The 20,503-nt window shown below is 73.0% G+C and carries 18 protein-coding genes and 3 pseudogenes; 9 read left to right on the top strand and 12 right to left on the bottom strand.

Annotation, left to right across the window (positions count from 1 at the left end; all coding sequences use genetic code 11):
- Positions 1–49 precede the first annotated feature (49 nt).
- From DJ476_RS32415 to DJ476_RS36180, 4 genes and pseudogenes are all read right to left on the bottom strand, one after another.
- Positions 50–665: pseudogene (locus DJ476_RS32415) on the bottom strand (aldose epimerase family protein); the annotation flags it as partial.
- 1 nt (position 666) lies between these two features.
- Positions 667–891 (bottom strand): annotated as a pseudogene (locus DJ476_RS34710) (ABC transporter permease subunit); the annotation flags it as partial.
- A 47-nt stretch (positions 892–938) separates the two neighbouring features.
- Positions 939–1,289: a hypothetical protein gene (locus DJ476_RS36185; RefSeq protein ID WP_162638565.1), complete on the bottom strand. Its 351-nt coding sequence runs from the start codon at positions 1,287–1,289 to the stop codon at positions 939–941.
- Positions 1,290–1,364: 75 nt separating this feature from the next.
- Positions 1,365–1,802, bottom strand: a complete 438-nt coding sequence (locus DJ476_RS36180; protein ID WP_162638563.1) for a PA14 domain-containing protein — start codon at positions 1,800–1,802, stop codon at positions 1,365–1,367.
- 273 nt (positions 1,803–2,075) lie between these two features.
- On the opposite strand from DJ476_RS36180, the gene DJ476_RS32405 reads away from it, so the two are divergent.
- The 4 genes from DJ476_RS32405 (at position 2,076) to DJ476_RS32390 (ending at position 7,204) form a co-directional block, all read left to right on the top strand.
- Positions 2,076–2,492, top strand: coding sequence for an ATP-binding protein (locus DJ476_RS32405; protein ID WP_208853552.1), 417 nt, complete (start codon positions 2,076–2,078; stop codon positions 2,490–2,492).
- A gap of 374 nt (positions 2,493–2,866) precedes the next feature.
- Complete coding sequence (locus DJ476_RS32400; RefSeq protein ID WP_112492180.1) at positions 2,867–5,230, top strand: FHA domain-containing protein; 2,364 nt, start codon at positions 2,867–2,869, stop codon at positions 5,228–5,230.
- A 9-nt stretch (positions 5,231–5,239) separates the two neighbouring features.
- Positions 5,240–6,172 carry a hypothetical protein gene (locus DJ476_RS32395; protein WP_318294836.1) on the top strand — a complete coding sequence of 311 codons (933 nt, stop codon included), beginning with the start codon at positions 5,240–5,242 and terminating at the stop codon, positions 6,170–6,172.
- Between the two features lie 6 nt (positions 6,173–6,178).
- Positions 6,179–7,204: a serine/threonine-protein kinase gene (locus DJ476_RS32390; protein WP_208853551.1), complete on the top strand. Its 1,026-nt coding sequence runs from the start codon at positions 6,179–6,181 to the stop codon at positions 7,202–7,204.
- Here the strand turns inward: DJ476_RS32390 and DJ476_RS32385 are convergent.
- Positions 7,201–8,514 carry a streptophobe family protein gene (locus DJ476_RS32385; RefSeq protein ID WP_112492179.1) on the bottom strand — a complete coding sequence of 438 codons (1,314 nt, stop codon included), beginning with the start codon at positions 8,512–8,514 and terminating at the stop codon, positions 7,201–7,203. The genes DJ476_RS32390 and DJ476_RS32385 overlap by 4 nt on opposite strands.
- A gap of 179 nt (positions 8,515–8,693) precedes the next feature.
- Here DJ476_RS32385 and DJ476_RS32380 point away from each other — a divergent pair, with 179 nt between their 5' ends.
- Positions 8,694–10,097 carry a DUF6777 domain-containing protein gene (locus DJ476_RS32380; protein ID WP_318294835.1) on the top strand — a complete coding sequence of 468 codons (1,404 nt, stop codon included), beginning with the start codon at positions 8,694–8,696 and terminating at the stop codon, positions 10,095–10,097.
- Here the strand turns inward: DJ476_RS32380 and DJ476_RS32375 are convergent.
- The 4 genes and pseudogenes from DJ476_RS32375 to DJ476_RS32360 all read right to left on the bottom strand — a co-directional run bounded on the left by DJ476_RS32375 (position 10,094) and on the right by DJ476_RS32360 (position 12,934).
- Positions 10,094–10,453, bottom strand: a complete 360-nt coding sequence (locus DJ476_RS32375) for a YkvA family protein (protein ID WP_103419147.1) — start codon at positions 10,451–10,453, stop codon at positions 10,094–10,096. The two genes, DJ476_RS32380 and DJ476_RS32375, sit on opposite strands and share 4 nt — an antisense overlap.
- Positions 10,454–10,535: 82 nt before the next feature.
- Positions 10,536–10,793: a WhiB family transcriptional regulator gene (locus DJ476_RS32370; protein WP_103419148.1), complete on the bottom strand. Its 258-nt coding sequence runs from the start codon at positions 10,791–10,793 to the stop codon at positions 10,536–10,538.
- Between the two features lie 81 nt (positions 10,794–10,874).
- Positions 10,875–11,997, bottom strand: a pseudogene (locus DJ476_RS32365) (PP2C family protein-serine/threonine phosphatase).
- A gap of 91 nt (positions 11,998–12,088) precedes the next feature.
- Positions 12,089–12,934, bottom strand: coding sequence for a helix-turn-helix domain-containing protein (locus tag DJ476_RS32360; RefSeq protein WP_112492178.1), 846 nt, complete (start codon positions 12,932–12,934; stop codon positions 12,089–12,091).
- Between the two features lie 213 nt (positions 12,935–13,147).
- On the opposite strand from DJ476_RS32360, the gene DJ476_RS32355 reads away from it, so the two are divergent.
- Positions 13,148–13,513: an ATP-binding protein gene (locus tag DJ476_RS32355; RefSeq protein ID WP_241565621.1), complete on the top strand. Its 366-nt coding sequence runs from the start codon at positions 13,148–13,150 to the stop codon at positions 13,511–13,513.
- Positions 13,514–13,568: 55 nt separating this feature from the next.
- Here DJ476_RS32355 and DJ476_RS32350 read toward each other — a convergent pair whose 3' ends face one another.
- Together DJ476_RS32350 and DJ476_RS32345 are read right to left on the bottom strand one after the other, a co-directional pair.
- Positions 13,569–14,288 carry a ribonuclease H family protein gene (locus tag DJ476_RS32350; protein ID WP_112492177.1) on the bottom strand — a complete coding sequence of 240 codons (720 nt, stop codon included), beginning with the start codon at positions 14,286–14,288 and terminating at the stop codon, positions 13,569–13,571.
- Positions 14,289–14,403: 115 nt separating this feature from the next.
- Positions 14,404–15,198: an SDR family NAD(P)-dependent oxidoreductase gene (locus tag DJ476_RS32345; RefSeq protein ID WP_112492176.1), complete on the bottom strand. Its 795-nt coding sequence runs from the start codon at positions 15,196–15,198 to the stop codon at positions 14,404–14,406.
- A 200-nt stretch (positions 15,199–15,398) separates the two neighbouring features.
- On the opposite strand from DJ476_RS32345, the gene DJ476_RS32340 reads away from it, so the two are divergent.
- On the top strand, positions 15,399–17,288 hold the full coding sequence (locus DJ476_RS32340) for an ABC transporter ATP-binding protein (protein WP_070202839.1): 1,890 nt from the start codon (positions 15,399–15,401) through the stop codon (positions 17,286–17,288).
- A gap of 13 nt (positions 17,289–17,301) precedes the next feature.
- Here the strand turns inward: DJ476_RS32340 and DJ476_RS32335 are convergent, their stop codons facing one another.
- Entirely contained in the window at positions 17,302–17,562 is a 261-nt protein-coding gene (locus DJ476_RS32335) for a hypothetical protein (protein WP_103419154.1), read from the bottom strand.
- A gap of 212 nt (positions 17,563–17,774) precedes the next feature.
- Here DJ476_RS32335 and DJ476_RS32330 point away from each other — a divergent pair, with 212 nt between their 5' ends.
- Positions 17,775–18,422 (top strand): class I SAM-dependent methyltransferase, encoded by a 648-nt coding sequence (locus tag DJ476_RS32330; RefSeq protein ID WP_103419155.1) that lies wholly within the window; start codon positions 17,775–17,777, stop codon positions 18,420–18,422.
- 603 nt (positions 18,423–19,025) lie between these two features.
- Complete coding sequence (locus DJ476_RS32325) at positions 19,026–20,495, top strand: SulP family inorganic anion transporter (RefSeq protein WP_103419156.1); 1,470 nt, start codon at positions 19,026–19,028, stop codon at positions 20,493–20,495.
- Positions 20,496–20,503: the final 8 nt, after the last annotated feature.

Below are 20,503 nucleotides of genomic sequence, written 5' to 3'. Positions count from 1 at the left end.
CGCGCATAATCAGACTCCTGGGTCGTTCCGATGACGTTCGGGGAGTAGATCAGGGGGCCGCGGAGAGCCGCAACCTATTTTCCTTCGGCGCCCAAGTGCGGAAAGCGCCATTCGGTGCGGCTGTGCAGGGTTTCGCCAGGGCGCAGGACGGTGCTGGGGTGGTCGGGGCGGTTGGGCGAGTCGGGCAGGTGCTGGGTCTCCAGGCAGAGCGAGCCGTGGCGCTGGTGGGGGCGGCCGGTGCCGTCGGTGAAGGCCCCGTCGAGCTGGTTGGCGGTGTAGACCTGGAGCCCCGGTTCGGTGGTCCAGAGTTCGAGGGTGCGCCGGTCGCCGGGGGCGGTGAGGCGGGCGGCCCGGCGGAGCGTCGCGGGGTCCGTGCCGCGCAGCACCCAGCATTGGTCGAACCCTCCGGCCAGGGCGAGTTGGGGGTGGTCCAGGGCGAGGCGTTCACCCAGCGGGCTTGGGGTGGTGAGGTCGAAGGGGGTGCCGGTGACGGGGACTTGGGGGCCCTCGGGGATGGAGTCGGGGTCGACGGGGAGGTAGTGGTCGGCGTCGACCTGGAGGGTGTGGCCGAGGATGTCGTCGGCGCCGAGGTCGAAGTAGGCGTGGTGGGTGAGGTTGACGACGGTGGGCCGGTCGGTGGTGGCCGTGTACTCCAGGGCGAGGGTGCACCAGGGCCAGGCCCCGGCCGCCGACGAAGAGGGCGAGGGTGGCGACGATGGGTTGCAGCCCGACGAGCGAGACCAGCGACCCGTTGACGGCCCCGACGACCGCTCCGGCGAGCAGTGCGACGACGAGGCCGGGCACCAGCCCGTAACCGAGGTAGAGCGGGAGGAGGGCGGCGGCGAGCGCCATGGTGGAGCCGACGGAGAGGTCGATGCCCTCGGTGCCGAGATTCTTCGCCGTGCGGCCGATCTCCGGGACGGTCTCGGCCCCGGACGTCAGTCCGCCCTTGCCGTCGTAGACGACCTTGACCCGCTGGCCCTTGAGGACGGGGGCGGCGAGGTCGACGACCAGTGCCCGGGGTTGTCCGAGGCGCGCCGCACCGCCTTCACCGGCATCGGGGAGGTGTCGACCTCGATCTTGAGGTGGTCCTTCACCTTGCCGTGGTTGCCGACCCGGTCCTTGAAGGTGGCCTGGAGGCGCTCGCCGTTCTGCGCGACGCTCAGGGCGACCGGGTAGACCTCGAAGTCGGCGGGCGGGGTGAAGGCGGACTCGGGCACGATCTGCTTCTTGACCGTGTCGCTCTGCCAGCGCAGGAACATGCTGGCGCCGGCGACGTCCTGGAACATCTCCAGCTTGAAGTCGTGCCTCTCGCCCGCCTTCAGCGCGATCGGCTCGCTGTGCCGCTCGTTGTCCCAGTCGGGCTACCAGTGGTCGATGACAACGTTGCCGTCGAGGAGGAGCCGGAAGCCGTTGTCACCGATGGCGGAGAAGGTGTACGTCCCCGTTTCGGGGGCTTCGAGCTGTCCGGTCCAGCGGGCGGTGGTGTGATCGGTCCGGCCGGTCGCCGACTCGAAGGTGCCGGTGAGGCCGGGGAAATCGATCTCGGGGTCCAGGGCGGTGGCGCCGAGTTCGGCGAAGTCCCGGGCGCCCGGGGCGGACATGCGGAAGTACTCGCCCTTCAGCCCCCGTACATCGGTGACCGGGTCGTCGGCCGTGAAGGCCGTCACGGCGGCGGGAGCGGGGGTGGCAGGGGCGGCCGCCGCCGTCGGGACCAGGGTGGCGCCGACCGGCATCAGAAGCGCGGCGGCGCAGGTGAGGGCCCTGAACAGGGCACGGTGGCGCGGGTGTTGTCGCCTCAAGGCGTCGTCCTCGTCGCAGAGCCGGGGAGTGACTCGAACCGGCGAGGCACTGCGCATAGTCGAACATTGAGCCACAACACCAAACACTCCACAACGGTCGTGCACCGAGAATTTTCAACGATAGAAAACGGCGGTGCGGTACGGCGCGCGAGCCCGCCCCCCTGCCCCGGGGGTGGCCAGTCCGGGCCGCCCGCCCCGGGCGCTTTCCATGAAACGCCGTTCCGGGGGTATCCGGTTCTTCAGCCAGAAAGCTCACGCGACGGGGTGACCGCCATGAACGACCGCATGCTGATGACACTTTCGCCGGACGGGGAGACCCGCACCGATTACGTCTGCAGGCCGGAGAAGGCCGCCGACGCGCGGGACGCCGTCACCAGCTTCGTCGCGCGGCTGCACCCCGCGCCGGCCGCCCACGCGGTGCAGAACCTCCTGCTCCTCGTCTCCGAACTGGTCACCAACGCCATCCGGCACGCGGGCGCGGTGACGGCGCTCCGGCTCACCGCGGACCGGACGGGCATCCATGTCCGGATCAGCGACCCGAGCCCGGCGTACCCGCAGGACCGCACGCCCGACCTGACCGGCCGCACCGGGGGCTTCGGCTGGCCGATGATCCGGCGGCTGGCCCATGAGATCACGGTCCAGGAGTCGCCGGAGGGCGGGAAGGTCATCCTCGCAACCGTGCTCCGCTGACCGTGGGCCACTGACCGCTGAGCACCGGGCGCCGGGGCTGGGGATCGCAGCGAGGGCCGGGGCCGCGGGTCCGGGCCCGGGCATCCGAGGGTCCGGGTCGGGGGCCCGGGGATCCGAGGGTCCGGGTCAGGAGCCCAGGCCAGGGGGCTGGATCACGGTCGACCGGCCCGGGGACGGCAAGGTCGACGCAGCCCGGCAATGGGGCGAGCGCGCCTCGGCCATGAGGTCGACGCAGCCCGGCGGCAACGGGGGCAACGCGGCTCGGCGGTGAAGCGAGCACAGCCCGGCGATGAGGTGAACATGGCTCGGCGGTGAAGCGAGCGCAGCCCGGCGGCGACGGGCGCCGATCGTGACGTATCGATAGAATTCAGGACATGGGAGAGCGGCCCGCAGCACCGACTGCGCCCGAGCTCGTCCTGGAGACCGATCTCGGCTCCACGGTGATGAGTCCGAGCCGGGACTACCATGTCGGGCGCGACCCCGAGAGCGACATCGTCATCGACGACGACCGGGTCTCCTGGCACCACGCGGTGCTCCACCCCGAGGCCGGTCACTGGCTGCTCCAGGACGAGGACAGCACCAACGGCACGTACACCGGCGGTCATCGCGTCCGCACGTCGGACGTCGGCGCGGGTACCGTCATCCGCTTCGGCAACCCGGGCGACGGCCCCCGCGCCGTGCTCGTGGGCCGCGAACCCCCTGCCCGCCCGGCCGCCGCCGACCGGCCCTCCGCCGTCTCCGTGCCCGCCGCCACCGGCACCTTCCGGCAGCCCACCACCGTACGGCCGCTCCCCGCGAAGACCGTCCGCATCGGCCGCGACGCGGGCAACGACCTCGTCATCGACGACCTCGTGGTCTCCCGGCGCCACGCCGAGCTGCGGGCGCTCCCCGACGGCCGGCACGAGATCGTCGACCTCGGCAGCCACAACGGGACCTTCCTCAACGGCCAGCCCGTCGACCGGGCGGTCGTGGAGGCCGGGGACATCATCGGTATCGGCCACTCCGCCTTCAGCCTCGTCGGGGAGGTGCTCCAGGAGTTCGTGGACACCGGTGAGGTGTCGCTGGACGTGCAGGATCTGGAGGTCCACGTCGGGCGGGCGGGCCGGGGCCGCAAGACCCTGCTGGACAAGGTCTCGTTCCCCGTCGGGGAGAAGTGCCTGCTCGGGGTCGTCGGGCCCAGCGGGGCGGGGAAGTCGACGCTGCTCAACGCCCTGACCGGGCTGCGCCCGGCCGACACCGGCACCGTCCTCTACGACGGCCGCGACCTCTACCGGGACTTCGCGGAGCTGCGCCAGCGCATCGGCCTGGTCCCGCAGGACGACATCCTCCACTCGCAGCTGACCGTACGGAAGGCCCTCGGGTACGCCGCCGAACTCCGCTTCCCGCAGGACACGGCGAAGGCCGAGCGGCAGGCCCGGGTGTCGGAGGTCATCCATGAACTGGGCCTGGAACAACGGGTGGACCAGCCCATCCACTCCCTCTCCGGCGGCCAGCGCAAGCGCGTGAGCGTCGCCCTGGAGCTGCTGACCAAGCCCTCCCTGCTCTTCCTGGACGAGCCGACCTCGGGGCTCGACCCGGGGATGGACCGCTCCGTCATGCACATGCTGCGCGGGCTGGCCGACGACGGCCGTACGGTCATCGTCGTCACGCACAGCGTGCTGAGCCTGGAGGTCTGCGACCGGCTGCTCGTCCTCGCGCCCGGCGGCCGCATCGCCTACTACGGTCCCCCGGACGACGCCCTCGCCTTCTTCGGCTTCGAGGAGTGGCCGGAGGCCTTCGAGGCGTTCGAGAACGACCGGGACCGGGACTGGGCGACCACGTACGCGGACTCGCCCTTCCACCGGCAGTACATCGCGGGCGCCTCGGCCCAGCCGCAACTGCCCCCGGCCGCGCCCGGCGCGTCCGTCGCCCCGCCGCCGAAGACCCGTAACTGGGGTGCGCAGCTGGGCACTCTGGTCCGCCGGTACGCCTCCGCGCTCGCCGCCGACCGCACGTTCCTCATCATCATGATCGCGCTGCCCTTCGTCATGGGCGCCATGGCCCGCGCCCTGGCCGGGAGCAGGCTCACCCAGGAGACGGCGATGAACGCGCTGCTCATCCTGTGTGTGGGCGGGGTGCTGACCGGGGCCGCCAATGCCGTACGGGAGTTGGTCAAGGAGCGGGTGATCTATCAGCGGGAGAGAGCCGTCGGCCTCTCCAGATCCGCCTATCTGATGTCGAAGATCGTGGTGCTCGGCACCATCACGGTCCTCCAGGCCATCGTGCTGACGCTGGTGGCACTGGTCGGCGTGAACCTCAACGCGCCAGGTGACGAAGGGGTGTTCCTGCCACCGCTGGTGGAAATCACCCTGGCCGTCGCCCTGTTGTCCTTCACCGCGATGATGCTCGGTCTGCTGGTCTCCGCCCTGGTGCGCAAGGAGGAGGTCACGATGCCGCTGCTCGTCCTCCTCGCCATCGTCCAAGTGGTGTTCTGCGGTGCCCTGCTGAAGCTGAACGGGGTGCCGGGGCTGGAGCAGCTGTCCTGGCTGGTGCCGTCGCGGTGGGCGCTGGGCGCGATGGCCGGCACGATCGATCTGGCCCGGATCGTGCCGGGCGACCTGACGTCCGACCCGCTCTTCGGGCACTCGGCCGGGGTCTGGCTGCTCAACATGGGCATGCTCGTCGTCCTCTCCGCCCTCTTCGGATACATCGTCGCGAAGCTGCTGCGGCGCCATGAGCCCGCGGTCATGCGGAAGTGAGGCGGTGCCATGGCGACCCCGGACCCGGCCCCGGCCCTTGATTTCCGCCCCACCCATGTCGTCCCCCCGGACGGGCTGCCCGCCTGGGAGGCGCCGGACGCCGCCCGGCCCACCGACCCGCTGGACGCGCTGCTGCCGGTGCAGCTGGCCGAGCGGCGCGGTGACTGGGCGTACGTCGTCTGCTCCAACGGCTGGGCGGCCTGGGTCGACGGCCGGCTCCTCGTCTCCGTACCCCGCACTCCCCCGGCCCCCGGTCAGCCGCTCGCCCGCACGGCGGACCCGCGCCCCCTGCTGGCCCGCGCGGAGGAGGCCCTGAACCGGTACCGCCGCGCCGCCCAGGATCTGGCCGAGGGCCGCAGCGACGGTGAGGGCTTCCGGCAGCGGACGCGGGGGCTGCGGGTGGGCATGGTCGTGGACGGCGAGTCGGTGTGGCTGTACGACGCCGAGCACGAGCGGTGGGTCTTCTGCGACGGGACACAGCTCAGTACGTACGCGGCGGAGTCCGGGCCCGGGTCGGGGACGGCGTTCACGGGGCCGGGCGCGGCAGGACCGGAGCCCACCCGGGTGGTCACGGCGGACGGCCCACCGGAGGCGACGCGGGTGGTGGCTCCCGAGGGCGCCGAACCGCCCGAGGCGGTGGCGTCCGGCGGCCCCGAGCCGACGCGGGTGGTGACGCCGGAAGGGCCACCGGAGCCCACGCGGGTCGTACCCGCAGACGAGCCCGAACCGACCCGCGTGGTCACCGCCGACGGCCCCGAACCAACACGCCTGGTGACGCCGGAGGGACCGCCGGAGCCGACGCGGGTGGTGGCCCCCGACGCCCCCGAGCCCACCCGGGTCGTACCCGCCGACGGCTCCGAACCGACCCGCGTGGTCACCGCCGACGAGCCCGAGCCCACCCGGGTCGTCGCTCCGGACGAGTCGCCCGACGGCGGGCGGTGACGGGCCATGGCGCCGCCCCCGCCTTCTCCGCCGCCGCCCTCGCACGATGCCGGGCTCCCCACCGGCCGGGACGACGACCTGGTGGGGAAGCGCATCGCGGGCTATCTCGTGGAGGCCGAGATCGGCCGGGGCGGCATGGCGGTCGTCTACCGGGCCAAGGATCTGCGGCTGGACCGGGTCGTCGCGCTCAAGCTGCTCGCCCCGGAGCTGGCCCGTAACGACACCTTCCGGCAGCGGTTCACCCATGAGTCGCGGGTGGCGGCCGCGATCGACCACCCCCATATCGTGCCGGTCTTCGAGGCCGGTGAGACGGACGGGCTGCTCTACATCGCGATGCGCTATGTGGCGGGCGCCGATCTGCGCGTGCTCATCGACCGGCGTGGGCCGCTCGATCTCACCGCCGCCGTCCGGATCGGCGGGCAGGTGGCGTCCGCGCTGGACGCGGCGCACGACCACGATCTGGTGCACCGCGATGTGAAGCCGGGGAACATCCTGGTGGCGGCGGGCACCGACAGCGACCATCCGGAGCATGTGTATCTGACGGACTTCGGGCTCACGAAGAAGTCGCTGTCGCTGACGGGGTTCACCACGGTCGGCCAGTTCGTCGGGACGCTCGACTACGTGGCGCCGGAGCAGATCTCGGGGAAGCCCGTGGACGGCCGGTGCGATGTGTACAGCCTCGCCTGTGTCGTACAGGAGACGCTGACCGGGGCTCCACCGTTCCAGCGGGACGACGACATGGCCCTGCTCTGGGCCCACCAGTACGATCCGCCGCCCCCGCCGAGCGGGCAGCGGCCCGATCTGCCGGGCGCGGTCGACGGCGTTCTGGCGAAGGCGCTGGCCAAGTCGCCGGACGACCGTTACGAGACGTGTCTGCGGTTCATCGCGGCGCTGCGGGCGGCGGCGTCGGGAGCCCCGGCCGGGCACCGTACGGCGACCGTCGTGGACGCGCGGGCCGGTTCCTGGTCGGCCACGCCCGAGCCGGTGCCCCGGCCGCCGCGCTGGGCCCTCCCGGTCTTCCCCGAGGTCTAGGTCTCCTCCGGCGGCGGGACCTCGCCGTGGTGCCGGTGCACCCGGGAGGCGGCGAGCGCGCCCAGGAAGCCGGCGACCAGGCCCCAGAGGAAGGCGATCCCGAGCGCGGTCCAGAGCTGCGGGCGCACCGAGACCTCACCGCCCAGGCCGCCGCCGAGGTCCCCGATGCCGAGCAGGGAGAGCCCGTAGCGGGCGGAGACCGCCGCCGTCAGGCCGATGAGCAGCACGGTCAGGGTCAGCGCGACCGCCAGGTGCAGGGCGTGCTGCCAGGGGCGCATCCGGGCGGGTGAGCGGACCGCCATGAGGAAGGCCGCGCCGAGCACCAGGAGCGCGGCGACGACGAGCAGCCACCAGACGCGCCCGTCCTGGGCCGCGAGGGTGCGCAGGTTGACGGTGGAGAGGTCGGGCGTACGGAGTACGGAGTCGAGCACCTGGGGCATCGGCAGCCCGAAGGGGCCCTGTACCTTGCCCTCCCAGGAGGCTCCCAGGCCCACCGTGAACGCGAGCCAGACCAGGTTGGGCAGGCCGAGGAGGATCACCGCGAGGGTCTGGGCGGGGTGGCCGCGCACCACCATCACGACCAGCCCGGCGACCACGCCCAGGGCGACGGAGGCCAGGAGCAGCGCCACCATGGCGGAGGCGGCGGGGCGCACGGTCTCCTGGAAGCGGACCAGCCGGGGCGGGAGCGGCGCCCGGCGCGAGACCAGGAGCGCCAGCAGGAGGACACCGGCCAGCCACACAAGGCCGATGATCACGGTCAGCGGGATGTCGGCCCGGAATCCGACCCGGGCCGAGTCGCCCAGGACGTCGCCGAAGGCGTCTTCCGTCCCGTCCCCCGCTCCGTCTCCCGTGAGGTTCTCGGCCGGGAGGGTGAACGTGTGCCGGGCCACCAGCGAGAGGACGACCAGCACCACGGCCCAGAGGACGGCGACCCGGCCCGCCCAGCCGGCCAGCTCCCGCACTCCGGCGACGGCCCGGTGGCGCAGCGGGCGGAGGAAGCCGTGGGCGATGAGCAGCGCGCCCGCGAGGGTCACCGAGAGCGGCAGCACCGAGAGGCCCGCCTGCGCCCCCACGAGGGACCCGGCGTCGCCCGCCAGGCCGACCGAACCGCCCGCCGCCATCACGACGACCGCGGCCACGACCCGGGGGAAGCCGCCGTCGGGCAGCCCCGCGGCATCGGCGGCCCACAGGCCGAGGGCGGCCGTCACCAGCATGGCCAGGGTTCCGGCCAGCACCGCCACGAGGGCGTCGAACCAGCGGTGCGGCGCGCGCGCCGCGCTCTTCCTGTCGTTGCTCGCCCGGACGTTCACGCTGCCACGCTAAGCAGTGGTACGACGCTCCGCTCCCCGGGGAAGCGGTCGCTCCCTCCGCTTGCGGGGAGCGCGCGGACGGTACACACAATGAGGGCAATAGGCCCGGATCACCCGCGTATGCCCCGGTTGTGGGAGCGGGAGTCCGGAGCGGGTCCCAACCTCGGGGAGTGCAGCCCGTGAGTGTCCAACCGCCGTCCTCCGGCCGACCCACAGGACCGCCCTCCGGTCCGCTCTCGGGTCCCTCCCAGCCAGGCCCTTCCGAGTCGGGTCCGACGACACCTCCGCCCCCCACCGTCTCCGGTGCCCCTCCCGGCCCGCCCAGCGGCGGTGACCACGGATCGGGCGGCTCCGGTGGTTCGGGCGGCTCCGGGGACTCCGGTGGCGGTTCGACGGGCGGCCCGGGAGGCGGTTCCGGCAGTGGTTCGGGGGCCGCCCCCGGGTCCGGTCCCGGGCGCCCCTGGTGGCGCTCCGTCCCCCGGATCGCCGCGATCACGGCGGCTGTCGTGGTGGCCGTCGCGCTGGTCATCTTCCTGACCCGCCCCGACGACGGCGGCGGCTCGAAGGCGGGCGGCGAGGTGTTCCTCCAGGCGGCGGGCACCTCCGGCCCGGACCCGTTCACGGAGTCCACCGCGCGCGACAGCGACCCCGAGCCGTCGACCGCCTCCCCGTCCGCCGTGCCGAGCGCCTCGGGCACCGGCTCGCAGGTGACGCGCGGGGTGGACGGCGCGGCGCCGGGCCTCTACGGGGGGACCCGCAAGGTCGCCAGCTGCGATGTGGAGAAGCAGATCAAGGTGCTGGGGGCGGCCCCGGAGAAGAACCGGGCGTTCGCCTCGGTCCAGAAGATCGAGCCCTCGGCCGTACCGGAGTATCTCCGCTCCCTCACCCCCGTACAGCTGCGCATGGACACCCGCGTGACCAATCACGGCTTCCGGGACGGGAAGGCCACGGCGTACCAGGCGGTGCTCCAGGCCGGTACGGCGGTGCTCGTCGACGACCGCGGGGTGCCCCGGGTGCGGTGCGCCTGCGGCAATCCGCTGCTGCCGCCCGTCGCCCAGAGGAGCACCCCGAAGCAGACGGGGAAGGCCTGGCCGGGGTACCGGGCGTCGGACGTGGTCGTGGTGGAGCCGTCGTCGAAGCCGGTGGACGAGTTCGTGATGGTCGATCCCGAGAACGGTGAGTGGTTCACCCGTCCGGCCGGTGACACCGGCGACGGGGACAAGAAGACCGATCCGCCCGAGGGCACGGAGAGGGACGAGTCCGGTTCGCCCTGCCCGCCGGGTGCCGGTGACGACAGCCGTTCCTGTCCCCCGAGCCCGGGTGAGTCGCCGCCCGACGGCGAGTCCCCGCCGCCCGGTGACTCCCCGCCCCCGGCCGACGACGGGACGACGGCACCGCCGGACAGCCCGCCTCCCTCCGACCCGCCGCCGGACAGCCCGCCCGCGGACACACCCGACTCGCAGCCCGCACCGCCGCAGGAGCCGCAGCAACCGGAACAGCAGCAGTCGGAACAGCAGCAGCCGCAGCCCCCGGAGGAGCAGCAGCCCGGCTCCGGCGCGGCGGCCCTGTCCCGGAGCGTCTAGAGCACGGCGTCCGGCCGCTGGTCCGCCCTGCCGGTCTTCTCCGGGCGCGGGAGCTCCACCGGGGCGCCCGCGCCCTTGGCCCGTCCGAGTCCGGCCGAGGCGGCGGCGGAGTGCAGGGAGCGCAGCGCCAACAGCAGGAAGCCGATGTCGTCGAGGTAGACGGGGTCGGGCAGCAGGTCGACCGGGGAGACGGTGTAGACGACGGCCGCCCAGACGAGGGCCTTGTTGCGCAGCGGGATCCCGGCGTCGACCAGGAGCTTCCGGGCCTTGAAAACGCGCACCAGCAGTACGGCGGCCAGGGCCAGCATGGCCAGGGCGGCGACGGCTGCGACAACGAGCCAAACGGTGGTGTCCATGGCTCATCGTCTACCCACTGCCGCCGATGACGAAATTCTCCGTCCGGGCGGACATCGGTGACGACGGGGCCGTGGCGGGAGGTCAGCCGGCGGAGTTCTTCGTACGGCGGCGGTTGCGGCGCTTCAGCGCGCGTCGTTCGTCCTCGGCGAGGCCGCCCCAGACGCCGCTGTCCTGGCCGTTCTCCAGGGCCCATTCCAGGCACTGGGCCTGCACCGGGCAGGTCCGGCAGACCGCCTTGGCCTCCGCCGCCTGGACGACGGCGGGGCCGGACGTCCCGATGGGGAAGAACAGGTCCGGGTCCTCGTCGCGGCAGGCCGCGTGTGTGCGCCAGTTCTCCATGCTGCTCACTCCCGGGTGTCGGATGCGTGCCGTAGGCACCTGCTTACGGCCGTACCGTGCGGGTGACCGACGATCGGCGCCTCAAACACGTGGCGGCCGGAGAACCGGGCTGGTCGCCCCGGTGGGGCGGTGCAGGGCCAGGAGGGCCTGGTCGTCCTGGATGCGGCCGCCGGTGTGGCGCCCGACGTCGTCGCTCAGCAGTTGGCGGATCTGCGCGGGGGCCGGCGGGTCACCGACGAGCGAGCGGTGGCGCAGCAGGTGGGGCAGGCGTACGGCCGCGTCGTAGAAGACCCCGTTCTCGTCGCGGGCCTCGGTGACGCCGTCCGTGTAGCAGAGGAGGGTGGAGCCGGGCGGGAAGGCGAACGTGTCGACGGGGGCCTGCCAGGTGCCCAGGTCCCCCATGCCGAGCGGGGACGCCTCGCGGGACGGGCCGAGCACGGCGGCCCCGCCCCGGGCGTCCAGCAGCAGCGGGGGCGGATGGCCGCGGTTGACGATCCGTACGGTGTCGAGCCCGGCGGCGAACTCCGCGATCAGGGCGGTGGTGAACCCCTCGTCCTCCTCCTGGCCGCCGCGCCGCCCGCCCTCGCGCAGCAGGGCCCACTCCAGCGCGTTCACCAGGCGCGGCAGGTCCTCCGCCTCGTCGGCGGCGTACCGGAAGGCCCCCAGGTCCGCGCAGACCGCGCTGACGGCGCCCAGCCCCTTGCCCCGGACGTCCCCGACCATCACGCGGACGCCGTGCGGGGTGTCCTGGACGACGTAGAGGTCGCCGCCGATCATGGCCTCGTCCTCGGCGGGGATGTAGCGGGCGGCGATGGCGAGGTCGCCCAGCCGCGAGGGGGGCCGGGGCAGGACGGCGGCCTGGGCCACGGCGGCGACCTGGCGGGCGCGCCGGGTCCGGGCGCTCTGGCCGGTGAGGGTGCGGTTGATGAGGACGGCGAGCACGGTCACGGCCACCACGGTGAGCTGGTTGCGACGCCCCCGTGCCAGCCGAAGGTGTGGTCGACCCGGGCGAGGATCACGTGGACGATCATCGACAGGACGCCGACGGCGACGATGCCGACCGGGCTCAGCAGGGCGCGGCGGCGACGGGCGCCGTCGCGATCAGGGGCGCGGAGGTCACGTCGGTCGGGGTCACCAGATCGATCACGACTGCCAGCGCGATCACCCCGACCGGGATCCACTGGGCCCTGCGCTGCCGCACCACTCCCCCACGCTGTACGGCCCCGGCCCGCACCGCATCCGGAGCGGTCCGTACGGACCCCGGGGCCGCCCTGCCCTGCGCCCCGCCCGGGGAGTCAGCCGGCCGCGAGGTCCGGCAGCGGGGTCTCCGGCGGTGGGGCGGCCGCGCATGCGGCGTCGAGCCGGATGCGGTGGGCCATCACGGCCTCCGGGTCGTCGATGAGGTCGACGCGGACCCCGGGCGTCTCCAGCACCGCCTGGTCACCGATCTCCGGGGCCGGGACCCGCAGCAGGTGCAGCGGCGGCATGGCGGTCATGGCGTGCGGCGGATGGTCCAGCGGCACCACCTGGACGGTCACGTGCTGCTGCTCCATCGCCCCGGCCAGCGCCCGCCGCTGCCCGGCCATGGTCTCCGGGTCGCCCACCCGGGTGAGCAGGGCGGCGGCCGGGAACAGGGCCCACAGGGCCGTACCGCGCTCGTACAGCCGGCGCTGCCGCTCCCGCAGCAGCTCCACGCGGCGCCCGATCCGGTCGGGTCCGTCGTCCGGGTACCGCATCCGGTAGAGCCCGGCGGCGTAGGCGGGCGTCCGCAGCAGTTCGGGCACGAGGGCCGGGTGCCAGGTGCGGACCAGACTGGCCGAGGACTCGACCCCGATGACCTCCTGCTGCCAGCTCTCCATGGTGTCGCGCCACTGGTGCCACCAGCCGGGCAGGTTCGCGGCGCCGAGCCCGGCCAGGATCGGTTCCGCGATCCGGGGCGGAGCGCCGTAGCAGCGCAGCAGCTCGGTGACCTGCCGGGCGTCGAGCCCGGTCTCGGCCCGCTCGATCCGCCGTACGGTGGCGGGGTGGGCGCCCAGGGCGTCGGCGGCGGCCCTCAGGGAGACCCCGGCCTGTTCCCGCAGGATGCGCAGCCGGGCCGCCAGGACGCGGTGCTGCACCGTGGGGCCGGAGCGGGGTCGCATGCTCGTACCTCGTTCGTCGAGCCCCGGAACGGAGCCTTAAACACTCTGTCGCTTGCAAAGTACGCGTTTTGCGCCGAGAGTGCATACATGTCGGAAATAGTCAGTTGCGCAGAACGCGCCCCCGCCGAGGGGAGTGTCAGAAGTGCACACAGCTGGTGGGTCCCCCGGTTGCCCGGGGGCGTTCCGGAGGCCCGGCACCGGGTGCAGGAGGTGATGCACGCGTGGGGAGAACCCGCGGAACGCATCGAGGCGGCGGCGCTGATAGTGACCGAACTGGTCACCAACGCCGTGCAGCACACCAGCACCCGCAGGATCCGCTGTCGCCTCCTCCGCTCGGCGGACGGGGTGCGTATCTGCGTGTGGAACCGCGGCCGGGCCCGGATCCCGGCGCCCGCCTGCCCGGCCGATTCGGCGGTGCTGCCCGTCGAGGCGGCCCCGGCGGCGGACGGCCCGGACGGCGATGATTCGCTCGACTGCCTCGCCGAGGACGGCAGAGGCCTTCTTCTCGTGGACGCCCTGGCGGCCCGCTGGGGCACGCGCGCCGCGCTGGCCGGCCGGCTCGTCTGGGCCGACGTCTGAGACCCACCGCGTGACCGCCTCCCGCGACTCCCCGCAGCGTCCGGACCGTCCCTGATCAGACGGTGGCCGTACGGCACTCCGGGTGACCCCAGCCGTTGGGGTTCTTCGCGATCGGCTCCTTCGCCGCGTACGGCTTCCCGCAGTGGCACCGGCCGGCGAACCGCGCCTTGATCGTGCCGCTCGACGACCGTCCGTTCCGGGACGCGCCCCCCGCGCCCTTCGCCCTCGCACCGCCCGCGCTGCCGCCGCCCGTCTCCGTACGCCCCTTCGTGGAGCGCGCCGGGGCGGGGACGGGCAGGGCGGTCGCCCCGTGCGCGGTACCGGCCGGGCGCTGCGCCACCGCCGCCTCGCTGGCGGCCTGGTCGGCGAGCGCGTTGAGCAGGTCCCCGTCCACCTGGTGGGCGGGGACGTAGCGGAACGTCACCGTACGGGCGGTGAGCAGGGCGTCGATACGGGTGACCAGCTCACGGTTGGCGACCGGCTTGCCCGCCGAGGTCTTCCAGCCGTTGCGCTTCCATCCCGGCAGCCACTTGGTCACGGCGTTCATCGCGTACTGCGAGTCCATCCGCACCTCGATACGCGCCGCCGGGTCGGTGGACTCCAGCAGCTCGGCCAGGGCGGTCAGCTCGGCGACGTTGTTGGTCGCGGTGCCCAGCGGGCCCGCCTCCCAGCGCTCCGGCCTGCCCTGCGCGTCCGCGACGACCCAGGCCCAGGCGGCCGGTCCGGGGTTTCCCTTGGACGCGCCGTCACACGCGGCGATGATGCTCTCGTTCATCCCCCGATCATGCCAGCCCCGCATGACCGTCAGGACCGGCCCACGCCCCTCCGCAGCGCCTCGGGGCGCCTCGCTCAGGAACGTCCCAGGAGCGCCTCGCGCCAGGACTCCTCGCTCAGGGCACGATCGAGTCGACGTACCCGCCGTCGACCCGCACCGCCGCCCCCGTCGTCGCGGATGCCTGCGCGGAGCTGAGGTAGACCACCAGGTTGGCGATCTCCTCGGGCTCGATCAGCCGCTGGAGCAGGGACTGCGGCCGGTGCAGCCGCATGAACTCCCGCTGGGCCTCCTCCCACGGGAGGTCCTTGTCCACCAGCTCGTGGACGAAGTCCTCCACGCCTCCGGTGTGGGTGGGGCCCGCGATCACGGAGTTCACCGTCACTCCGGTCCCGGCGGCCTCCTTGGCGAAGCCCCGGGAGACGGCGAGCAGCGCGGTCTTGGACATGCCGTAGTGGATCATCTCGGCGGGGATGACGAGCGCGGAGTCGCTGGCGATGTTCAGCACCCGGCCCCAGCCCTTGCCGGTCATCGAGGGCAGGTAGTGGCGGATGAGCCGGACCGCGCTGAGCACATTGGTGTCGAAGTACGTCCGCCACTCCTCGTCGGTGATCTCCAGGGGCGGGCGGGAGCCGAAGATGCCGAGATTGTTGACGAGGACGTCCACCGCCGGGACGGCCGCGTACAGCTCGGCGGCCCCCTCCTCCGTGGTCAGGTCGCAGGCCACCGCCGCGACGGCCGCACCGGGGACCTGATCCCGCAGGGAGCCCGCCGCCGCGTCCAGCCGGTCCCGGGAGCGGCCGGTGAGGACGACCTCGGCACCCGCCGCGGCCAGCCCGGTGGCGATGGCGAGGCCGATGCCCTGCGAGGAGCCGGTCACCACCGCGTTCCTGCCCGTCAGATCGATGCGCACACCGTCGCTCCTCTGGTCCGTTCGTCCCGTCTGCCGGTCGGCCGACTACCCGGCGAGGGGCGTTCTCACCCTCAGGCTCGCACCGGGCGGAGGGCGGCGCCCGGCGGAGGGCGGCGCGCCCTGTTGACCTCAACCAAACTTGAGGTCCTAGCGTTCCGATCAGTCCCCACCATCCAGGTCGGCAGAGTTCGGAGCACCCCATGGACATGGAAGTCACCGCATGGACCTCGCTGCACAGCGCGATGAACGCCGAGCAGGACCGGCGCCCCTTCTCGAAGGCGACGCTCCGCCGCATCCTGGTCTTCGCCCGGCCGCACAGGGCACGTATCTACCGGTTCCTGCTGCTCAGCACCGTGACCGCGCTGCTGGCGGTGGCCACCCCGGTCCTCGCCGGGCGGGTCGTCGACGCCATCGTGCGGGGCGCGGAATCGGGGACGGTCACCCGGCTCGCCCTGCTGATCGCCCTGATCGCGGTGGCGGAGGCGGGGCTCGGTCTGGTCACCCGGTGGCTGTCGGCCAACCTCGGTGAGGGGCTGATCCTCGATCTCCGTACGGCGGTCTTCGACCATGTGCAGCGGATGCCGGTCGCCTTCTTCACCCGGACACGGACCGGTGCCCTGGTCAGCCGCCTCAACAACGACGTGATCGGCGCCCAGCGGGCGTTCAGCAACACGCTCTCCGGGGTCGTCTCCAACCTCGTGACCCTGCTGCTGACGCTCGGCGTGATGCTCACGATCTCCTGGCAGATCACGCTGCTGTCGCTGGTCCTGCTGCCGGTCTTCGTCGTGCCCGCCCGCCGGATGGGAGCCCGGATGGCCGGTCTCCAGCGGGAGGCGGCCGCCCACAACGCCTCGATGGGCACGCAGATGACCGAGCGGTTCTCCGCCCCCGGCGCCACCCTGGTCAAACTCTTCGGCCGCCCGTCGCTGGAGTCGGCCGAGTTCGCCGAGCGGGCGCGCCGGGTGCGGGACATCGGGGTGCGCTCCGCGATGGCCCAGTCCGCCTTCATCACCGCGCTCACCCTGGTCTCCGCCCTCGCGCTCGCCCTGGTCTACGGGCTGGGCGGCTACTACGCGCTGCGCGGCACGCTGGAGCCGGGGGCCGTGGTGGCCCTGGCCCTGCTGCTGACCCGGCTGTACGCCCCGCTGACCGCGCTGGCCGGGGCCCGGGTCGAGGTGATGAGCGCCCTGGTCAGCTTCGAGCGGGTCTTCGAGGTGCTGGACCTGAAGCCGCTGATCGCCCAGAAGCCGGACGCCCGTGAGGTGCCGGAGGGGCAGGTCTCGGTGGAGTTCGACAAGGTGTCCTTCGGCTACCCGTCGGCGGAGAAGGTCTCCCTCGCCTCGCTGGAGGAGGTCGCGACGCTGGACAACCGGGGCGGCACCCCGGTCCTGCACGATGTGTCGTTCCGCGCCGAACCGGGGCAGATGATCGCCCTCGTGGGCTCCTCCGGCGCGGGAAAGTCGACCATCGCCCAGCTGCTGCCGAGGCTGTACGACGCGGACGCCGGTTCCGTACGGCTGAACGGGATCGACGTACGGGATCTGAGCGCCGACTCCATCCGCGACACGCTGGGGATGGTCACCCAGGACGGGCACCTCTTCCACGAGTCCGTACGGGCCAATCTGCTGCTCGCCCGGCCGGATGCCTCCGAGGACGACATCTGGGACGCCCTGCGCCGGGCCCGGCTGGAGGGGCTGGTGGCCTCGCTGCCCGACGGGCTGGACACGGTGGTGGGCGAGCGCGGCTACCGGCTCTCCGGCGGTGAGCGCCAGCGGCTCACCATCGCCCGGCTGCTGCTGGCCCGTCAGCGGGTCGTCATCCTGGACGAGGCGACCGCGCACCTGGACTCCACCTCCGAGGCCGCCGTCCAGGAGGCCCTGGCCGAGGCGCTGGAGGGGCGGACCGCCGTGGTGATCGCCCACCGGCTCTCCACCGTACGGGCGGCCGATCAGATCCTGGTCGTCGAGGCGGGCCGGATCGTCGAGCGCGGTACCCACAGCGAACTGCTGGCGGCGGGCGGGCGGTACGAGGAGCTGTACCGCACCCAGTTCGAGCGGCCGTCGGCGGACGAGGCCCAGCCGGTCGGCTGACAGCGGACCGGCCTCAGCGGCGGACGAGGCGGGGACGTCCCGTGGTGCGCAGGCGCCGCAGGGCGTCCCCGCCGCAGCTGCGCCACTGCTTGGGCGAGACCCGGGGGCGGTGGCTGCCGTTGGTGACGAGGGCGTTGACCGAGGTCATCGGGTCCGCCGCCATGGACTTGGCCAGCAGCACGCCGACCACCAGGGGCAGCAGGGAGACCGCCAGGGCGGTACCGGCGGTGGTGACGTGCTGGATGCGGGGGCTGCGCCGCGCTGCGGAGTCCATGGCCTCATTCGAACAGCGGCCGGGTGGCCGGAACATCGGGCCGGGTACTCAGCGTCCGGCGCACCGCATACTCAGACGCGCGTACGGGGACGCTGGGGACGCGGCCCCGGTCGTCGGGGGCGCGGCTCCGCGAAGCCCCTCGTACGGAGGCTTCGCGGAGCCCCTCGTACGGAGGCTTCGCGGAGCCCCGTACCACCGGAAGGACCACGCCCATGAGCGACCAGACCCCTGGACGGCCCGCGGGGCTCCCCGCAGCGACGGTGTTCGACGCGCTGGGCGCCGAGTACGAGCGGGCGTTCGGCGGTTCGGCGGCCCACCACGCCTCGCTGGACCGGCTGCTGGAGCGGCTCGCGCCGGGCAGCCGGGTGCTGGACGTGGGGAGCGGTACGGGAGTGCCGACCGCGCGGCGGCTGGCGGCGGCCGGGCACCGGGTGGTGGGGGTCGACGTCTCGCCGGTGATGACCGCGCTGGCGGCCCGGCAGGTGCCGGAGGCCGAGTTCCGGTGCGGGGACATCCGTGAGCTGCCTCTGGTGGACGGGGAGTTCGACGCCGTCTGCGTCTATTTCTCGCTGCTCCAGCTGGCGCGCGGCGAGCAGCGGGAGCTGCTGGGCCGCCTCGCCCGTGCGGTGGGGCCGGGCGGCCGGCTGGCCGTGGCGACGGTGCCGGTGGACGTGGCGGAGGTGAGCGCGGTGTTCATGGGGCAGCCGGTGGTGGTGTCGAGCTTCGGCGAGGAGGAGTTCGTCTCGGTGGTGGCCGGGGCGGGGTTCACGGTCGAGGAGCGGCAGAGCGTGCTGTTCACCCCGGACCACCCGATGGGCGAGCCCGAGCCGCATCTCTTCCTGGACGGCCGCCGTCCCTGACGCCCCCGCAGGACGCATCCCGCTCCCCTGCCGTCGCATAGGGCGCCATTGCCCCAAAGGTTTTCGCAATCACAAAGAACAAGCCGAATGAATGACAAGAATGGCGCATTCGCGCTCCTTCACGAGAAGGTAATGCGATAGCAAAGTTCTCGTCTATATGCTGAGCTGTAGTCGTACCCGTTCGGATGCCGTGCGCACGGCTTCACAGCCCGGATGTTCGACAAAAGCGGGAGGTGGAACACAACTCCTCCTCCGAACATTCATCCGGATTTAATCAGCGCATTCGTCCCCATGACCCGACCACACCGCTCCCCGGAACCACCGGGCGCAGGAGGCAGGCCACCCCATGAAGTCCCTTGTCTTACCCGCCCGGACTTTCACCGAGCACGACACCGCGAACGCAAAGGAGGCCGGGCTCCCCACGTACGCCCGGCCCCCGAGACCTTTCCCTTCGGTCCGCGGCGCGGTGCGCCCCGGACCGATCAGCGTTCACCGGCCGGAGAGCGGCCCGTCGTGCGGCCGCCTCTGACGGCTTCCCGCCCCCACCCTTTCCGTGCCCGGCCCCGGCCGGGCACGGATCTGACCCCCGAGGGAATCGTCACCGTGATCTCCGTGAAGGAACTCAAGAACCCCCACGTCGTACGACGTGACCTGCTGGCGTCACTCGTCGTCTTCCTGGTCGCCCTTCCCCTCTGCGTCGGCATCGCCGTCGCCTCCGGCGTACCGGCCGAACTCGGCCTGGTCACCGGGATCGTCGGCGGCATCGTCGTCGGCCTGCTGCCCGGCAGCAAGCTCCAGGTCAGCGGCCCGGCCGCCGGTCTCACCGTCCTCGTCTACGAGGCGGTCACCGAGTTCGGTCTCGCCACGCTCGGGCCGATCGTCCTGGCCGCCGGTCTGCTCCAGGTGGTGATGGGCTTCGCGCGCTTCGGCCGCTGGTTCCGCGCCATCTCCGTCTCCGTGGTGCAGGGCATGCTCGCGGGCATCGGCCTGGTCATCGTGCTCGGCCAGCTCTACGCGATGGCCGACACCGCACAGCCGGACACCGCCCTCGCCAAGCTCGCCGGACTCCCCGGGCTGGCCGCCGAGATCGTCACCGACACCGAGGCGATGACCGCCTTCGGCCTCGGCGCCGGGACCGTCGCCGTCCTGCTGATCTGGCCCAAGCTCCCCGCCCGCGTACGGATCGTCCCGGCCCCCCTCGCCGCGGTCGGCCTCGCCACCGCCGTCGCCGCCCTGGCCGGGCTGCGGCCGATGGTGGCCGATGTGAACGGGCTGCTGCACGCCATCGACCTGCCGGGCGCCGCCGAGTTCGGCAATCTGGCCAACGTGGCCGTCATCGGCACCGTCCTCGCCTTCGCCCTGATCGCCTCGGCCGAGAGCCTGTTCAGCGCGGCGGCCATCGACCGGATGCACGACGGTCCCCGTACGAACTACGACAAGGAGCTGGTCGCCCAGGGCGTGGGCAACACCATCTGCGGGGCGCTCGGCGCGCTCCCCATGACCGCCGTCATCGTCCGCAGCGCGGCCAACGTCCAGGCCGGGGCCACCACCGCGCTCTCCCGGGTCGCCCACGGCGTGTGGCTGCTGCTCTTCGCCGCGCTGCTGCCCGCCGCCATCGGCATCATCCCGCTCGCCTCGCTCGCCGGGATCCTGGTGCACGCCGGGTGCAAGCTGGTGCCCTGGAAGGAGTTCGGCCCGCTCTGGCGCGAACACCGCGGGGAGGCCGTGCTCCTGGCGGTCACCGCGCTCGCCATCGTGGTCACCAACCTCTTCGAGGGTGTGGTGCTGGGGCTGCTGCTCGCCGTGGTCAAGTCGGCCTGGGAGACCTCCCACGTACAGCTCTCCACACGTGAGCTGACCGGCGGCCGGGTCGTGGTGACACTCACCGGCAACGCGACCTTCCTGCGGCTGCCGCGCATCCTGGAGCAGTTGGAGAAGCTGCCGCAGGACCAGCCCATAGAGCTGGACCTGACCGGGCTGCGCCACCTCGACCACGCCTGCCGGGTGGCCCTGGAGAACTGGGCGCGCCGGCACAACCACGCGGAGATCGAGCCGGTGACGATCCGCCGGTAGACCGGTGG

It is taken from the genome of Streptomyces bacillaris (assembly GCF_003268675.1).
In the GTDB taxonomy this organism is placed as follows: domain Bacteria; phylum Actinomycetota; class Actinomycetes; order Streptomycetales; family Streptomycetaceae; genus Streptomyces; species Streptomyces bacillaris.
This window is presented reverse-complemented; position numbering and strand designations above follow the sequence as displayed.

Coding starts and splice junctions, on each gene's coding strand:
- DJ476_RS32390 (WP_208853551.1), top strand. CDS start 6,179: ATGGCGCCGCCCCCGCCTTCTCCGCCGCCGCCCTCGCACGATGCCGGG.
- DJ476_RS32405 (WP_208853552.1), top strand. CDS start 2,076: ATGAACGACCGCATGCTGATGACACTTTCGCCGGACGGGGAGACCCGC.
- DJ476_RS32370 (WP_103419148.1), bottom strand. CDS start 10,793: ATGGAGAACTGGCGCACACACGCGGCCTGCCGCGACGAGGACCCGGAC.
- DJ476_RS32330 (WP_103419155.1), top strand. CDS start 17,775: ATGAGCGACCAGACCCCTGGACGGCCCGCGGGGCTCCCCGCAGCGACG.
- DJ476_RS32375 (WP_103419147.1), bottom strand. CDS start 10,453: ATGGACACCACCGTTTGGCTCGTTGTCGCAGCCGTCGCCGCCCTGGCC.
- DJ476_RS32360 (WP_112492178.1), bottom strand. CDS start 12,934: ATGCGACCCCGCTCCGGCCCCACGGTGCAGCACCGCGTCCTGGCGGCC.
- DJ476_RS32335 (WP_103419154.1), bottom strand. CDS start 17,562: ATGGACTCCGCAGCGCGGCGCAGCCCCCGCATCCAGCACGTCACCACC.
- DJ476_RS32340 (WP_070202839.1), top strand. CDS start 15,399: ATGGACATGGAAGTCACCGCATGGACCTCGCTGCACAGCGCGATGAAC.
- DJ476_RS36185 (WP_162638565.1), bottom strand. CDS start 1,289: ATGTTCCAGGACGTCGCCGGCGCCAGCATGTTCCTGCGCTGGCAGAGC.
- DJ476_RS32395 (WP_318294836.1), top strand. CDS start 5,240: ATGGCGACCCCGGACCCGGCCCCGGCCCTTGATTTCCGCCCCACCCAT.
- DJ476_RS32350 (WP_112492177.1), bottom strand. CDS start 14,288: ATGAACGAGAGCATCATCGCCGCGTGTGACGGCGCGTCCAAGGGAAAC.
- DJ476_RS32355 (WP_241565621.1), top strand. CDS start 13,148: ATGCACGCGTGGGGAGAACCCGCGGAACGCATCGAGGCGGCGGCGCTG.
- DJ476_RS32400 (WP_112492180.1), top strand. CDS start 2,867: ATGGGAGAGCGGCCCGCAGCACCGACTGCGCCCGAGCTCGTCCTGGAG.